The sequence below is a fragment of the Psychrobacter sp. NPDC077938 genome, from assembly GCF_044542635.1.
Taxonomy (GTDB): Bacteria; Pseudomonadota; Gammaproteobacteria; order Pseudomonadales; family Moraxellaceae; genus Psychrobacter.
The window spans coordinates 215,114-230,793 of record NZ_JBITUW010000001.1 but is presented as its reverse complement, the minus strand read 5'-3'; the positions used below and the strand labels follow the sequence as shown (position 1 = coordinate 230,793).

The 15,680-nt window shown below is 43.3% G+C and carries 14 protein-coding genes; 6 read left to right on the top strand and 8 right to left on the bottom strand.

All coding sequences use genetic code 11. The features are described 5' to 3' along the window. Positions 1 to 26: 26 nt before the first annotated feature. The 4 genes from ACIGBM_RS01045 (at position 27) to tsf (ending at position 3,458) form a co-directional block, all read left to right on the top strand. Positions 27 to 476 carry a chemotaxis protein CheX gene (locus tag ACIGBM_RS01045; protein WP_201607363.1) on the top strand — a complete coding sequence of 150 codons (450 nt, stop codon included), beginning with the start codon at positions 27 to 29 and terminating at the stop codon, positions 474 to 476. Between the two features lie 35 nt (positions 477 to 511). Beyond that, positions 512 to 961 carry a chemotaxis protein CheX gene (locus tag ACIGBM_RS01040; RefSeq protein ID WP_057758429.1) on the top strand — a complete coding sequence of 150 codons (450 nt, stop codon included), beginning with the start codon at positions 512 to 514 and terminating at the stop codon, positions 959 to 961. Between the two features lie 463 nt (positions 962 to 1,424). Continuing rightward, positions 1,425 to 2,216 (top strand): 30S ribosomal protein S2, encoded by a 792-nt coding sequence (gene rpsB / locus ACIGBM_RS01035; RefSeq protein ID WP_335731855.1) that lies wholly within the window; start codon positions 1,425 to 1,427, stop codon positions 2,214 to 2,216. Positions 2,217 to 2,576: 360 nt separating this feature from the next. After that, complete coding sequence (gene tsf / locus ACIGBM_RS01030; protein WP_290175556.1) at positions 2,577 to 3,458, top strand: translation elongation factor Ts; 882 nt, start codon at positions 2,577 to 2,579, stop codon at positions 3,456 to 3,458. Between the two features lie 171 nt (positions 3,459 to 3,629). Here tsf and ACIGBM_RS01025 read toward each other — a convergent pair whose 3' ends face one another. From ACIGBM_RS01025 to hflX, 4 genes are all read right to left on the bottom strand, one after another. Next, positions 3,630 to 4,436, bottom strand: a complete 807-nt coding sequence (locus ACIGBM_RS01025) for a lytic transglycosylase domain-containing protein (RefSeq protein ID WP_397476480.1) — start codon at positions 4,434 to 4,436, stop codon at positions 3,630 to 3,632. 485 nt (positions 4,437 to 4,921) lie between these two features. Next, positions 4,922 to 5,611, bottom strand: a complete 690-nt coding sequence (locus ACIGBM_RS01020; RefSeq protein WP_397476479.1) for an LrgB family protein — start codon at positions 5,609 to 5,611, stop codon at positions 4,922 to 4,924. Between the two features lie 16 nt (positions 5,612 to 5,627). Next, complete coding sequence (locus ACIGBM_RS01015; RefSeq protein WP_397476478.1) at positions 5,628 to 6,062, bottom strand: CidA/LrgA family protein; 435 nt, start codon at positions 6,060 to 6,062, stop codon at positions 5,628 to 5,630. Between the two features lie 376 nt (positions 6,063 to 6,438). Then, positions 6,439 to 7,866: a ribosome rescue GTPase HflX gene (gene hflX, locus ACIGBM_RS01010; protein WP_057758442.1), complete on the bottom strand. Its 1,428-nt coding sequence runs from the start codon at positions 7,864 to 7,866 to the stop codon at positions 6,439 to 6,441. A 306-nt stretch (positions 7,867 to 8,172) separates the two neighbouring features. On the opposite strand from hflX, the gene ACIGBM_RS01005 reads away from it, so the two are divergent. Continuing rightward, positions 8,173 to 8,973: a 1-acyl-sn-glycerol-3-phosphate acyltransferase gene (locus tag ACIGBM_RS01005; RefSeq protein ID WP_191114729.1), complete on the top strand. Its 801-nt coding sequence runs from the start codon at positions 8,173 to 8,175 to the stop codon at positions 8,971 to 8,973. A gap of 158 nt (positions 8,974 to 9,131) precedes the next feature. Here the strand turns inward: ACIGBM_RS01005 and ACIGBM_RS01000 are convergent, their stop codons facing one another. Both ACIGBM_RS01000 and ACIGBM_RS00995 read right to left on the bottom strand, forming a co-directional pair. After that, complete coding sequence (locus ACIGBM_RS01000; protein ID WP_397476477.1) at positions 9,132 to 10,172, bottom strand: aldo/keto reductase; 1,041 nt, start codon at positions 10,170 to 10,172, stop codon at positions 9,132 to 9,134. Positions 10,173 to 10,272: 100 nt separating this feature from the next. Then, positions 10,273 to 10,770, bottom strand: a complete 498-nt coding sequence (locus ACIGBM_RS00995) for a peptidylprolyl isomerase (protein ID WP_397476476.1) — start codon at positions 10,768 to 10,770, stop codon at positions 10,273 to 10,275. A 183-nt stretch (positions 10,771 to 10,953) separates the two neighbouring features. Between ACIGBM_RS00995 and ACIGBM_RS00990 the strand changes: the two genes are divergently transcribed. Continuing rightward, positions 10,954 to 11,622 (top strand): DUF1294 domain-containing protein, encoded by a 669-nt coding sequence (locus ACIGBM_RS00990; protein ID WP_397476475.1) that lies wholly within the window; start codon positions 10,954 to 10,956, stop codon positions 11,620 to 11,622. A gap of 144 nt (positions 11,623 to 11,766) precedes the next feature. On the opposite strand, the gene lspA is transcribed toward ACIGBM_RS00990, so the two are convergent. Beyond that, positions 11,767 to 12,411 (bottom strand): signal peptidase II, encoded by a 645-nt coding sequence (lspA, locus tag ACIGBM_RS00985; protein WP_397476474.1) that lies wholly within the window; start codon positions 12,409 to 12,411, stop codon positions 11,767 to 11,769. Beyond that, entirely contained in the window at positions 12,404 to 15,265 is a 2,862-nt protein-coding gene (gene ileS, locus ACIGBM_RS00980; RefSeq protein ID WP_397476473.1) for an isoleucine--tRNA ligase, read from the bottom strand. The genes lspA and ileS overlap by 8 nt, the downstream gene beginning before the upstream one ends. Positions 15,266 to 15,680: the final 415 nt, after the last annotated feature.

Genomic DNA, 15,680 nt, shown 5'->3' with positions numbered 1-15,680 from the left:
ATTCATCGACCAAAGCAGATGTCATTATGAAAGAGCAAAAGCTACAGATTTTTTTAAGTATTATTAGTAATTATTTTGACCAGTTTGGGGGAGAAGAGCTTATTGCCGATACCCCTTACTTACTAGAGAACAAACAGCCAAAAGTCCACGATTATACGGGCGTGATTGGTATATCTGGTGGCCAAAAAGGCGTGGTATATTTTTCGGCGACGCGTGAATTGCTGTCTTCAATCTTAGACAGCATGGGCGAAACCGATAAAAGTGAAGAGAACTATGTAGATCTGGCTGGGGAAGTGGCTAATACCATCGCAGGCAATGCACGTAAAGAGTTTGGCTCAGAGTTTCATATCTCTGTACCATTTGTGTTCAAAGGTGCGCCACAAAGTATTGTGTTGCCGAACGATGAGCGTTCTTTTATCATCCCCATCACTTGGCATTCTCAAGTAGGCGAGATTGTGGTTTGTTTGCAAGACTAATGCTGCCACGTAATACAGATGGATATTAATATATTATGGTTAAAGTAGAAAAATTGGGTGTATTTTTAAGCTCGATCAATGCGTTTTTTGCGCAAATCGATGGCTCGGAAGTGTCAATTGATACCCCTTACTTGAACAACAACAAAAGCGCGATTGGCTTTGATTATAGCGGTGTCATTAAGATATCAGGGCCTTTAGAAGGCTGCGTCTATGTCAGTGCACCAAGCGTGATGTTGCGAGAAGTCATCAAAGTGATGGGCGAGCCTGACTCTTCAATCACCATGATGAAAGATTTGTTGGGTGAAATGGCCAATACAATCTCAGGTAATGCTCGGACAGAGTTTGGTTCAGAGTTTATTATCTCGCCGCCGCACATTGTAGAGAGTGCCCCAAGCGTGTCTTATTTGCCTAAAGATCGTCAAAGCTATATCACACCATTTACGTGGCGTGGTTACAAGGCGGTCATTGGTATTTGCATTGCATAAGTTATAGTCAATCCTCTATAAAAGAGTGATAACTATAAAAGAGTGACAGCATTAACCTTGCTTGAAAAATAGCTATTAAAAAGATAATCATAAAAAAGCGATGCAAATGTGTCGCTTTTTTTGTTTTATTATCGCCATATTTTGTTTTTATCTTATTGATACGCTACAAACAAACTGCTGGAGATTCTGAGGCGTTATGTGATAAAATACAGCGCAGCTATTTTTTATAATTCACTTTATAGTTTAGATTTGGGCATTTACTTCAATCTAGCAATAGCTTCTTTTTTTAAACTAACCAATGACACACACATCATGGCAAAAAATTGCTGGGTGTTTGGCGACTTGATTAATTTGTGATCTGTTAGTGCTTTACTAATGAAAACTAACTGGTAGCAGATGCGTGTCGCTAAATAGGCTGTTTTTGTGATGTGGAGGCATAACCCAACCAATAGGATATATTCTCATGGCTACAAAGAATCCAACCAAAATCGAAATGCGCGACTTACTACAAGCAGGCGCTCACTTTGGTCACCAAACACGTTTTTGGAACCCAAAAATGGGTCCATACATTTTTGGCGCACGTAACAAAATCCATATCATCAACTTAGAGCACACCGTAAAAGCGTTCAACGAAGCGTTGACTTACGTAAACGGCCTAGCTGCTAAGAAAAACAAAGTATTATTTGTTGGTACTAAACGCGCTGCAAGCGGTATCGTACGTGAGCAAGCAGCTCGCGCTGGCATGCCATACGTTGACCATCGCTGGTTAGGTGGTATGTTGACTAACTGGAAAACTCTACGCCAGTCAATCAACCGTCTAAAAGAGCTAGAAAAGCAAGCAGAAGACGGTACTTTCGCTAAGCTAACTAAGCGTGAAGCGCTAGAGCGTACTCGCGATATGGAAAAACTTGAGCGTTCACTAGGTGGTATCAAAGACATGGGCGGCCTACCTGACGCTATCTTCGTAGTAGACGTAGATCACGAAGCTATCGCTATTAAAGAAGCCAAGAACTTGGGTATCCCAGTTATCGGTATCGTTGATACTAACTCTAGCCCAGACAACGTTGACTACATCATCCCAGCTAACGATGATGCTATCCGTGCTGTGACTTTGTACGTAACTTCTATGGCTGATGCTATCATCGCTGGTAAAGAATACGCACAAACTCAAGCTGGTGGTAAAGCTGAGCAAGCACCTGCTGCAACTGAAGAAGCGCCAGCTACAGAAGAAGCTGCTGCAACTCCAGCAGAATAAGTAGCTGACTTAAAAAGTTTAACTTTGTAAGGATGCCTTGATAGTGTATCTATCAGCATCCATATAATGTTTTGAACAGCGTATAAGCTCATAATAGGCATGATGTAGTTTTACTCGTCATGCCTTGTTATTGAATAAAACCTTATTAATAATGCCATTCGTATAAGCGAGCAGCTATTGGGCGAGTATTATCGCTCCTACTAGTCATATCGCTATATTGTAGAGATGTTATTTGTTTGACATCATCTATGGCTATATTAGTAATCGTTCAAAACGAGCTGTCTGCAAGATTTTAAGTAATACTAAGATATCGAATAGAAATACAGCACTCCTATACATAACTATACTAAGGTGACTCTTATGACAGAAGTAAAAGTATCTGCCAAAATGGTAAAAGAATTGCGTGACCGTACTGGTCTTGGCATGATGGAATGTAAAAAAGCGTTAGAAGAATCAAACGGTGATGTTGAAGTTGCCATTGATAACCTACGTAAATCTGGTCAAGCTAAAGCAGCTAAAAAAGCGGGTAACATCGCAGCTGACGGCGCTATCATCATCGCTCAAGGCGAAAACAAAGCATTCTTGTTAGAAGTTAACTGCCAGACTGATTTCGTTGCAAAAGATGACAGCTTCACTGCATTTGCAGAAAAAGTTGCTAACCTTGCGCTAGAAAACAACGTAACTGACGTTGCTGCTATCTCTGAATTGTCTTATGGCGAAGGTCAGACTGTTGAAGAAGCACGTGTATCACTAGTACAGAAAATCGGTGAAAACATCCAGATTCGCCGTGTTGAAACACTTGAAGGTACTAACATTGCTGCATACCGTCATGGTCTACGTATCGGTGTAGTTGTATCTTTTGAAGGCGGCGACGCTGACACTGGTAAAAACCTTGCTATGCATATCGCTGCATTCAACCCTGTTGCTGTAGATGACGAAGATGTTGCTGCTGATGTATTGGCACGCGAAAAAGACATCATCGAAGCAAAAGCTCGTGAGTCTGGCAAGCCTGACAACATCGTTGAAAAAATGATCGAAGGTGGCCTACGTAAGTACCTAGACGAAGTAACTTTACTACGTCAGCCATATGTTATGGACAACGACAAGAAAGTTGGCGAAGTCCTAAAAGCTGAAGGCGTAAAAGTACTTGGCTTCAAACGTCTAGAAGTTGGTGAAGGCATCGAGAAGAAGCAAGAAGACTTCGCTGCTGAAGTTGCTGCAACTCAGGCTGCTAACAAGTAAGTATCAAATAGTGTTGGACTAGGCTGTGAGTCCTTAATTGTGGCTCACAGTTTGGCTTTATTACTCTTAATGCATCAAAATATGAAGCCTCAAGATATAAAGCATCCAGACATAAAAAAGCCCATTAATTCGTTAATGGGCTTTTTTATGTCTGACTTTTAGATAACTGGCTTAGCGTAAAGCAGCATAGGCTGAGTTGGCATAGCTAGCACTATTCACATTGCTGCTGGTGCCATAACTGACATTTTGTAAGCCATTACTTGTACTGGTGCTACTGGTTTGATTGTTAGCACTGATACTTGCACCAAACAGTCCTGCATCGTTCTTATACAAGCTATGATAACGGCTCATCACTCTTTGAACATAGTTACGTGTTTCTTTGAATGGAGGGATGCCACCGTATTTATCGACATTGCCTTCGCCCGCATTGTAGCCTGCGACAGCATGTTCGACATTATTGTTGAAGCGGCGCATGAGCCATGCAATATATTTGGCTGATCCTTCGATATTATCTGCAGGGTTCCAAGGATTGCTGACATTGAAACGGCGCGCAGTTGCTGGCATCAACTGCATCAGGCCTTGTGCGCCCACTGGTGAGCGTGCGTTTGGATTAAAAGCTGATTCAGTATGCATCATCGCTTTCATTAGGGCAGGGTCCACACCGTTGCGCTCAGCGGACGCACGAATGTAGCTGTCGTAAGAGTTGCGACTTCCGCTGTTGCTAGCGGCACTGCTACCATAGCTATCGCTGCTTCCGTCATACATCTTAGAGTCTTTATAATAAGTTACTTTTACTTTTTTCGTAAACTTATCAAAATTTCCACTAGGATTGACGTTGGTCAATAATACTTGTCCACCTTTGTCTTTGTAGATATACATATTGCCTGCATTGGCAGCGACAGAAAAGGTCGAAAGAGCAATGGCACTTAGTAAAAGGGGAGATAAGTAGCGAGTCATTAAGGTAGCCGTATTTATCATAGTAAAATCACTTTTTATCGAATAACAGCAAATTGTTTTGCCTACATATGCATTGATTTAGGCGCTTAAGCGGTTACTGATTTTGCAGAATTATTTAGCCTACTGTAAGGACAGCAGCTGAGCAATTATCACTTTCAATAAGGAACCACTTGCAATAGATACAAAAAATAATAGTTGCTTACTATAACATATAATAACTTTTTGACGCATCAGATTGACAAACTAAGTTGTAAAATCAGATTTTTATTATTAAATAATCTTAGATAAATCAATATACTAACTTTTCTAAGTGACTTAACGAACCATTTGTAGTCGGTTTTTTCGTTTATAAATTCAGATAAATAAAGTGTCTCAATTTTTTAAGAAATAATAATGACATTTGAATAGTCGAGGTGATTTTCAATATAAAATTAACAGTAGATAAGCCTATTAATGGTTAGGTTTTTAAAAATATAAGAATAGTGTAGGTAGACTTTCAGTGATAACTAGATACCGATAGCACTGATAAAAATAGGCACCCAAACCGCGGTAACCAACCCGTTCACTGCCAAGCCAAATGCAGCATAACGTCCGGCTGTATGACTGATTTGCCATGCTTCTACAGTACCAAACGCGTGAGCCGCTAGCCCCAGTGCTAGACCTTTAGCACGGTCATCATTGATATTGCGGAACAAAAAGCGAGCAACAGTACCACCTATCAGGCCTGAGACGATGATAATTAGGTTAGCCATTGCCAATGGTGCTTTGATTAAATCTGCGACACTCAAGCCAATCGGCGTAGTCACAGAACGGGTAGCGAAAGCCAATAGGGTCTCATGACTGAGTGAAAATAAGTAAGCCAACGACATAGGCAGTAATGCACCAACGACACTAGCAATAGCGACAATTAGAGTGAGTTTTTTGACTGGTAAGCCTTTAAAATTCATCGCCGCCAGTGGTACAGCCAGAAGTACTGTCACATATCCCAACAGATGGTCAAATACAGGTTTTGCCGCGCTGTAATAGTTGTTGTAATCCCACTGCAGTACAAATAGGAAAACAAGCACTAGGACAAGTGCGGTAATGACCATCGGTAGCCATGATAATTTACGTGCCAATACACGTGCAATTACGTGTGCTGCTAATGTCAATAATATTGCGGCTAGGGTTGCCATAAATACGCTGTCAAAAGTCATAATATTTCTCCGCAGCTCAGGGCTGTCCCTTTTGCTCAGTGGTAGGCGAACTATCAGTGTTTGCAGCGTGATTGAGCCAACGATTGGCCAGTAATGCCAGTCCCCACAATGGGATGAGCGTACTAACGATCATCGTTATCATCACACCCCATAGCTCATCTCCTAGAGCAAATAGCAACAAACCTGCACCAGCAGAAACTGGTAAGAAGGCAAAGCCACTATCGACTAGCAATGTATTACTGGCCTGTGTGAGCCAGCTCGGTAACCCCTTGAGCAGTCGCCACGCCATCAAAATAACAAACATCGCAACCAAACCGACAATATTGGCCGCTTTTTCGATGCCTGCCATTTGACAGAGAACAACTGCCGTTTCTCGGACAACGATAACCATGGTCAACGTTAGAATTAACGCAAGCCATAGTGGAAGATGGGGAGAGTGAGCAGGCTTCATAAGCAATTCTGGCCAAGTCAGATATAAATGGATGGTGTACAAAATAAAATTCGTGGTTGCACCAAGAACACAACGTAGAAAATGATGCTATAAATACTGATAGTAGCAATGATTCACTTTTAAAGTATTAACGCTATCTATCAATATTTGTTGAATGTATAACAGGCGATTATATAGAGAGTGAGGCAACTAATAAAGCCTATGCATCGTGACTCATCATATCCAAAAAAAATAGACGATATCAATGGATATCGTCTATTCTATTTTAACGTACTATATAAGGGTCTATGGTCTAACAGTATGAATCAAACGTTCATTTGATTACTGCCGCAAATGACTCACTTTAACAGTAGTTATTATTCTACAGAAACGACTATTATTTTTCTGAATCAGCTGTTTCTGAGTGTAATGCATCAAACTCGTCAAACGCCTTTTCTTCAGCCTCTGTCATGGTTGGCTCTTCAACGTCATCAACTTTTTCAAACTCTTCTAGTACCGGCATCAGTAGTGTTGCTTGTGCCAGCGGCAATACATCGATAGGTTTTAAGTTGGCTTGACCGAGTAGCTGTCTTAAGCGGTCACTTGGCAAACGAATCGTCAGACATTCACGACCTGTATCGTCATAGCTTTCTTCTTCAATAACACCCAATTCATATAGAGTGTTTTTGAACTGTCCAGCATCATACGGCAAGGTTAAATCAAACGTCGTCAGTTTACCTGTCAACAGTTGCTGTACGGCAAGCGTTAGCTCTTCCATGCCTAGGTTCTGTCTAGAAGAAACATAGACGCGGTTTGGCTGACCTTCGCTAGCATAGCCGATATGTGCAGGCTCATCAGTCAAATCAATCTTGTTATAGACATTGAGCACAGGTACATCGTTATCGATTTCTGCCAATACTTCTTTGACCGCCTGAATCTGCTCGTGCATATCTTCGCTAGAGGAGTCAATGACGTGCAATAACAAGTCTGCTTCTAGCGTTTCCTCTAGGGTTGCATGAAAAGACTCAACCAGCTCATGCGGCAGATGACGAACAAAACCAACCGTATCGACCAAGACGACACGACCAACTCCCTGCCAGTCTAAACGGCGTAGAGTAGGGTCTAGCGTCGCAAATAGCTTGTCAGCAGCATAGATGTTCTCATCGACCAAGCGATTGAACAAAGTAGATTTGCCCGCATTGGTGTAGCCGACCAGTGAGATGGTCGGCACATCAGATTTCTGTCTACGGGCGCGACCTTGCGCACGGGTCTGACGGACTTTTTCTAGTTTGCTCTTTAGCTGATTGACGCGAGTCTGTAGTAGACGGCGATCGGTCTCAAGCTGAGTCTCACCAGGTCCACGCAGACCAATACCACCTTTTTGACGTTCCAAATGCGTCCAACCACGTACCAGACGTGTTGATAGATGATTAAGCTGAGCCAGCTCTACTTGCAGCTTACCTTCGTAGGTACGGGCACGCTGCGCAAAAATATCCAAAATCAAACCAGTACGATCCAACACGCGGCACTTCACTAGCGCTTCGATATTACGCTCTTGTGATGGCGACAGGCTGTGGTTAAACAGTACGATGTCTGCTTCGTGTTCACGCACTAGTTCTGCGATTTCTTCTGCTTTTCCGCTACCAACGAAGTATTTGGCGTCAGGGCGCGAGCGTGATCCAGTGACTAGCGCCAAACGATCGGCACCTGCTGAATCAGCCAACAGCTCAAATTCACTAAGATCGTCAGGATCTTGAATTTGGCGGATGTCTAAATGTACTAAAATGGCGCGTTCGCCACCTTCATGTCTTTCAAAATAATCCAAAGAGTATCACCTATTTAATAAAGTAAATGTCTCGCCATAATCAGCTCAATAAGCTTTGACGTAGCGTTCATATGATTATCTATATATGGTCTTATCACTTGATATTAAAGCGTATTAGCATAATTAACGATGGTTTTATGTTACAGCGTTTGCTGCGGATAATTTTTTATAAATCTGCTTTATTACCCATTTGTATAAAAGTCAGCACTCACTGAGTGAACAAGCTATCACTGAGTGTGCGAACTTTGTTATACTGGGCTCGTTTTTTGACTATTAAACACCCGTTATTTAATCATGAGGGCGAAGATGAGCCAAGCTAAATCAAGCTTTTCACTCAGACGACAGTTGAGCCGAGGCAGGCAGGTTGCTGGTATGACCACAACCATGGTCGGCGGCATACGCGCGGCAAAGCGTATCGGTGCATTTAAGCAGCCACCACGCGAAACCCTACCACGCTATATCCAGACATTCTGCCGCAAGATGGCAGGCTCTTTTGGGGTAAAAGTAGTAGAAGTGGAACCTGTAGAGCAGTTCCATGGTTTGTGGGTATCGAATCACGTATCATGGATGGATATTCCTGTCGTTGGTACTGTGAGCCCAGCGTTCTTTTTATCCAAGGCTGAAATCGGTGAATGGCCTGTATTTGGCAAACTTGCTCATGCCGCAGGGACGCTTTTCATCGAGCGCGGCTCCGGTGATGCAAGCTCAGTATCGGCACAGATTGCTGACTTTCTAGCCAAAGGTTTTTCGATTATTTTCTTCCCTGAGGCGACCACCACCAGTGGTAAAAAAGTAAAGCGCATTCATGGAACATTGCTGCAAGCAGCCATTGACGCTGATGTGCCTATCAGACCGATTATCATCGCTTATGTCAACAAAGACGGCACACTAAGCGACGCATTGCCATACTATGGTAAGCTGACGATGAAAGAAAGTATGAAAAAAGTGCTCGATAGCAAAAACGTGACCGCTTACGTATTGCCACTCGCGCCTATAGATCCAGAAGGTCGTAACAAAAGCGAGCTGACCAATTTATTACAAGCACGCATGAACGAAGGATTGGCAGATCTACATTCAAGAGTTCTTAGCACACCAGTTGAAGACTGATTATTTAGAGTTGAGCTAGTGTAGCTAATCTAAGCCAGTTAATAAAAGGGCGCAAATCGAAACGATTTGCGCCCTTTTCTATAGGAAATTTAATAGAGCACACATAATATTATTTATTCAGCAGGCTCTATTAAAATTCAATCTCTATGAAAGACCAATTATGGCGATGGATTAGGCTGCTGTGTATGCACCGCTTCAATCGCTTCTAATACATCTGCTGTTAGCTCCACATTGACACTGTCGATGTTTGATTTGAGTTGCTCGGTCGTTGTCGCTCCAATGATGTTACTGGTGACAAAGTGACGAGAGTTTACAAAAGCCAATGACATCTGCGCCATGTCCAAACCTGCATCAGCAGCTATCTTGGCATATTGTTCAGTGGCTGATTTGGCTTGCTCGTTCACATAACGACCGAAACGATCATACATGGTCAAACGTGCGCCAGTTGGACGTTTGCCATCAAGGTATTTGCCAGACAACACACCAAAACCAAGCGGTGAATATGCAAGTAGCCCGACGTTTTCGCGATGGGCAATCTCAGCCATACCAACTTCGTATAAACGATTCAATAAGCTATATGGGTTTTGCACGGTAAGTGGTGGAATTAGGCCATTTTTATCTGCTTCCCATAGATAGCGCATCAGTCCCCACGCGGTATCATTTGATAGGCCGTAAGCACGAATACGACCTTTTTTGATTTCATCGTTCAACGCTTGAATAGTCTCTAAAAATGGCGTTAAATCGTCTAACGACTGTGCTGCCATTTCTTCATCATAGCCGCGCTGACCAAAGAAATTCGCTTGACGTTCTGGCCAATGCAGCTGATAGATATCGATATAGTCTGTCTGTAGACGCTCCAAATTCCCGTCAATAGCGCTGCTAATGTGCTCGGCATTAAAGCGCGTTTGACCATCACGCAAAAAGTTCATTGGCGATATTTTGCTTGCGAGAATGACTTTGTCACGCTGTTTGGTCTTGTTAAACCAAGTGCCCATAAAGCGCTCAGTATCACCTTGTTTGTCTTTATCTGGTGGTGACGGGTACATCTCGGCGGTATCCCAAAAGTTCACACCTTCACTGAGCGCCATGTCCATTTGTTCATGTGCTTCGGACTCAGTATTTTGCTGTCCCCATGTCATCGTGCCTAGACAGATTTTAGATATTTTTTCATCGAGTTGCGGTAACGTTTGATACTGCATATAAGTCTCCCTTTTGGCTTTTTTTATCGATATTAATTTTTATCGTCGCGAGCTTTTATTTTAGTTAACGTCTAACGAGTTTTCGATAGTCTTTAAGTGACTACATTAATTTGATACCTGTGACACCAGGCGGTGTGACTTTAAAGATTTTCACTTTGAATAATACGTCTTGTCCTGCCAATGGGTGGTTAAAGTCTACTTCGACTTGATCTTCATCGATGGCACTAATCGTACCGGGCAGCGTGTTTTTACCTTTGTCTTCGAACTCAACCATCATGCCAATTTCTGGATTGTCAGCGACTAGCGCAAACTGAGTACGGCTAAAATGTTGGATGTTTTCAGGATTCCACTCACCAAAAGCTTGCTCTGGCTCAAGGTGTGCGGTACGAGTATCACCGGCGCGTAGATTCATTAGTACCTGCTCAAAACCAGGTAACAAGCTTTCATCACCAATGGTCAAAGACACAGGTGAATCACGATTAAAAGTTGAGTCGATGATGGTGCCGTTCTCTAGTGAAACTTCAAAGTGCAACTTCACAAGGCTACCATGAGCGATACGAGTGTCTTCGTTTGGGTTAATAAATTGAGATTGAGTCATAATAAAAAGCCATCGGTTGCTAGAATAAAAGAATAGAAAATAATGCGTTTGATTACAGTGTTTTTAATTGCAGTATTATAGTGTAAGAAATAATAAGCCATCTAAGACCAGATGTAAGCGTCAATAATGTAACGCAGATGGTGTACTATAATTGGCAATTCTAAAAGATATGAGGTGTCGGTAGTGAATAAACAACAAGGCACTGTCAAAAAATGGCAGGATGATAAAGGGTTTGGCTTTATTGAAACTGAAGCAGGCGAGTCTGTCTTCTTTCATATAAGTGAGTTTAAGGCTCAGCGCCGTCCTGATATCGGCGAGGCAGTGGTCTTTAGCATTGGACAAGATGCGGAGGGGCGCAAGCGAGCCAAGCAAGTACAAGAGCTTGGGTTTGTACAGCAAAAGATAGCACAAAAAAATCAGCAGATCCGTCAGCGCAATCAGAAACGGAGCCATCAAGCGGAATTTGAAGCGGGCCAAAAGAAACGCTCATTTCTTGGACTGGCTTTTTATGGCGTTTTAGTTTTATTAGCAGCGACAGATAAGCTAAGCTGGCTAGTGGTCGGCTGGTACGTCGTGCTAGGGATTATTACTTATGGCATGTATGCCAAAGACAAAGCTGCTGCGCAAAGTGGCGACTGGCGTACGCCTGAGTCTACACTGCATATACTAAGCGCGCTTGGCGGTTGGGTAGGCGCGCTATTAGCTCAAACGTATCTGCGTCACAAATCACAAAAGCCTGAGTTTCGAGTGACTTATTATTTGACCGTCGTTGTGAACATGGCAGGGTTGTTGTTTCTATTGGCAGGTGGCGGGTTAGAGACTGTCACTGGTTTATTATCAGCGTTTCTGTAAATAAATAAGTGTATTCACGATCAGCAGTATTGCTACGTGTCTGACGAAAGCACTAAAACGATCGACAAAAAAAAGGTGGGTTACGATTACATAACCCACCTTTTTTATTTATAAGTCAAACGGTATTCATAATACTATTTAAAATTATGACCGTGGCATTTCACGCTTCTTTTCCAAAAACAACATATCGATGACAATCAATAATACACCGATAGATATACCAATATCCGCGATATTAAAAATCGGATAATGCCAGACATCAGCATAATGCACATGGATAAAGTCAATCACATGACCATGCAATAAGCGGTCGATTAAATTACCAACTGCACCGCCCAATACTAAGGCTAGGCCGAAAGATAACAGTGTGGCTTTGCAAGGTGCTTTAATCAGATAAATGATTAGAAACAGCGACATGAGCAATGCCAGTCCTGAAAAAAACCACTTTTGCCAACCACCCGCATCTGCCAAAAAGCTAAATGCCGCGCCATAGTTATAGGCCAATGTCCAATTGAGAAATGGCTCGATTACTGGCACTGGATCATGAAAGGTCAGTTTGGTTTCCGCCAACCATTTAGTCCACTGATCGATGATAACGATAACCAATGCCAATATATACCATACAAAAGCACGACTGCCATTTGCCACCATTTTCGGGGTCTTGGTCAGGCGACTTCTAGGCGTAGTCGAGCTACCTGTGGTTGCATGAGCAGGCTTAGGCGAATGGTCAATCTCAACCTGCGGCTGCTGGTCATGCTGGCTTTCAGGTGAGTCTGTTGGGTTAGGCATAGTGACGTACCTCGCCATCGCCACTGACATTGGTCACGCAACGCGCGCATAGTTCAGGGTGTGCGCTATCTGTACCGATGTCATCACGAATGTGCCAGCAGCGTACGCACTTAGTACCAGTAGCGGCACTTACTTGGACCACTAAATCTACAGCCTCTTCAGTATTGGTGTCGGTCGCTTCATCTGTCTGTGCGATGCTATCAGCAGGTGCTTCGCTCATTGGCTTTAGTGCAGCTTTACTAGTAATTAGTACAAAACGAAGCTCTTCATCAAGCTTAGCTAGGCTTTCATACATAGCACCGTCAGCGTATAGACTCACGTCGGCAGATAAGTTGGCATTGATGATTTTTTCGCCACGTGCAGTCTCGATATGTTTGTTCACCATGTCTTTGGCGAACATAATGCGCTGCCAGTCATCGTTGCTGATAGCACTTAGCTCAAACGCTGGGAACTCATACCATTCTTGAGTAAATACATAGCCGCCTTTATCCGCATCACGTTGGTTCAGTACTTCCCATGCCTCTTGCGCCGTGAATGATAGGATTGGGGTAATCCAGCGAATCAGCGCATGAGTGATATAGTAGATAGCCGTCTGCGCAGAGCGACGAGGCTGACCATCAGCCTGAGTAGTGTACTGGCGATCCTTGATAATATCTAAATAGAAGCTACCCAAGTCTTGTGAGCAAAACGCCGTCACGTGTTGCGTGACTTGGTGAAAGTCCATCGCATCATAAGCGCTAATGATTTGCGCTTGGACGGTTTGTGCGCGTTCAATGATGAATTTATCAAGGCTAACCAATTCATTGATATCAATGCTATCAGTCGCTGGATTAAAGTCATCGGTATTGGCAAGTAAGAAACGTAAGGTATTACGGATACGGCGATACATATCGATCGCACCTTTAAAGACCGTCTTACCTGCGCTCATCTCATAACGATAGTCGCTAGAAGCAATCCATAGACGCAGCATGTCCGCGCCTGTTTTATTGATTTCTTCTTGCGGGGTGATGATATTGCCCAGTGACTTACTCATCTTGCGACCGTTCTCATCGACCACAAAACCATGAGTCAGTACTTGCTTAAACGGTGGGCGCTCATACATCGCTTCTGACGTCAGTAGTGATGTCTGGAACCAGCCGCGATGCTGGTCAGAGCCTTCTAGATACATATCAGCTGGGTTGGTCAACTTATCACGTTGATCCAGTACCGCAAAATGTGTGGTTCCTGAGTCAAACCAAACGTCCAATGTGTCAGTTGCTTTGTCATAGTCAGCAGCTTCACTGCCTAAGAAATCTTCACAGCTAGCATCAAACCACGCTTCTACGCCGCCTTCATTGATTTTTTGCGCCGCAGTTTCCATCAGCTCAAGCGTGTTTGGATGCAGCTCGCCAGTTTCTTTATGCGTAAAGAAAGTAATCGGCACGCCCCACGTACGCTGACGCGAAATACACCAATCAGGACGACCCGTCATCATTGATTCGATACGATTCTGTCCCCACGCTGGCGTCCAACTTACTGATGGAATATCAGCAAGCGCGCGAGCACGTAAGCCTTTGGTTTCCATATTGATAAACCACTGAGGCGTAGCACGGAAAATAATTGGTGACTTATGACGCCAGCAATGCGGATAGCTATGTTCAATTTTAGTATGGCTGATTAGATGGCCATTTTCATGTAGTGCAGCGATGATTTTTGGATTGGCTTTATAGATGTGCTCGCCGGCAAATACTGCAGCGCTATCTAAATAAACGCCCGTACCGCTTACTGGGTTTTCCACTGGTAAGTTGTATTTTAGACCAACGATATAATCGTCTAGACCGTGACCAGGTGCAGTATGTACTAGACCAGTACCACTATCGGTAGTCACATGATCGCCCAAGATGAGCGGTACTTGACGGTCTTCAATCAGTGGATGCTGGGCATGTAAGCCTTCAAGCTCGCTGCCTGATACAGTCGCCAAGATGCCGTTATTTTCTAGTTTTAGCTCATTTAACGCAGTTTTTACAAGATCCGCTGCGAGTAGCAGATTGCCTTTTTCGGTAGCAACCACGCTATAGTTATGCTCTGGATGTACTGAGATAGCTTGGTTGGCAGGTAGTGTCCATGGCGTGGTGGTCCAAATAACAGCAGCGATGTTATCTGCGATATCTGCCAATGCGGCTACTTTATCCGTACCGAGCACATCAAAGCTGACATAAATCGCATCAGAGACTTTGTCTTGATATTCTACTTCTGCTTCTGCTAGGGCAGAGCTACAGTCCAAGCACCAGTTGACCGGCTTCATACCGCGAGTCACATGACCATTGTCATAGATTTTGGCAAGCGCACGTACGATGTTGGCTTCTTGATGGAAGTTCATGGTCAGATAAGGGTTGTCCCAATCACCAAACACGCCTAAACGCTTGAAGTCTGCTTTTTGCAGTTCAATCTGAGTACTCGCATATTCGCGGCATAGACCACGGAATTCGGTCGCAGAAACTTTTTGACCAACTTTACCGACCTTGGCTTCGACTTTTTGTTCGATTGGCAGACCATGACAATCCCAACCAGGGACATAAGGCGCATCAAACCCTGATAAGGTTTTTGATTTGACAATAATGTCTTTTAGTACTTTATTGACCGCGTGACCCAAGTGAATCTGACCGTTGGCGTATGGAGGGCCATCGTGCAAAATATATTTGGTTGCACCAGCACGCGCCTGACGAATTTTACCGTACACGTCATCTGCTTCCCAAGCAGCTAACCAATCTGGCTCGCGCTTGGCAAGGTTTGCGCGCATCGCAAATGGCGTATCCGCAAGGTTCAGCGTGTCTTTGTAATCTTGGTTTGGTGTGTCAGTGCTTTTATCAGTCATAGAAGGTATCTTTTTAAAAGGTAGGTTTGTGTGTCGGTTCAAAACCGGATACAAGGCTCGATGTTCAATGTATTTCAATATAATACTGAGGTTTACGCTGTGTTGAAATGTTCAATTACGAATAGTAGGTATATTGCTCATCATAGTTGGTTTATCAACCATCATGTCAATAAATAACCATTGTCGCTCATTAGTCCGTAAATAGTTACGTCAATAATAAATGGTAACGAGACGATTGCAACATAAAATATGCTAGTAAAAATAATTCAAAAAAATATTTAGATCGGCAGCTATTATATGACAAAAAGGGTAGGGTAAAAAGAGCTGTGCGAGGACAGCCCAATTTTGTCCAATATCAACCGTTTATCTGCGTCATATATCATTGGTGAAGACATAGCTATAGGCCTTTTACACA

Excerpts from the sequence above, each read along its gene's own strand:
- ACIGBM_RS01045 (WP_201607363.1), top strand. The coding sequence starts at position 27 with ATGAAAGAGCAAAAGCTACAGATTTTTTTAAGTATTATTAGTAATTAT.
- ACIGBM_RS01040 (WP_057758429.1), top strand. The coding sequence starts at position 512 with ATGGTTAAAGTAGAAAAATTGGGTGTATTTTTAAGCTCGATCAATGCG.
- rpsB (WP_335731855.1), top strand. The coding sequence starts at position 1,425 with ATGGCTACAAAGAATCCAACCAAAATCGAAATGCGCGACTTACTACAA.
- tsf (WP_290175556.1), top strand. The coding sequence starts at position 2,577 with ATGACAGAAGTAAAAGTATCTGCCAAAATGGTAAAAGAATTGCGTGAC.
- ACIGBM_RS01025 (WP_397476480.1), bottom strand. The coding sequence starts at position 4,436 with ATGATAAATACGGCTACCTTAATGACTCGCTACTTATCTCCCCTTTTA.
- ACIGBM_RS01020 (WP_397476479.1), bottom strand. The coding sequence starts at position 5,611 with ATGACTTTTGACAGCGTATTTATGGCAACCCTAGCCGCAATATTATTG.
- ACIGBM_RS01015 (WP_397476478.1), bottom strand. The coding sequence starts at position 6,062 with ATGAAGCCTGCTCACTCTCCCCATCTTCCACTATGGCTTGCGTTAATT.
- ACIGBM_RS01005 (WP_191114729.1), top strand. The coding sequence starts at position 8,173 with ATGAGCCAAGCTAAATCAAGCTTTTCACTCAGACGACAGTTGAGCCGA.
- ACIGBM_RS01000 (WP_397476477.1), bottom strand. The coding sequence starts at position 10,172 with ATGCAGTATCAAACGTTACCGCAACTCGATGAAAAAATATCTAAAATC.
- ACIGBM_RS00995 (WP_397476476.1), bottom strand. The coding sequence starts at position 10,770 with ATGACTCAATCTCAATTTATTAACCCAAACGAAGACACTCGTATCGCT.
- lspA (WP_397476474.1), bottom strand. The coding sequence starts at position 12,411 with ATGCCTAACCCAACAGACTCACCTGAAAGCCAGCATGACCAGCAGCCG.
- ileS (WP_397476473.1), bottom strand. The coding sequence starts at position 15,265 with ATGACTGATAAAAGCACTGACACACCAAACCAAGATTACAAAGACACG.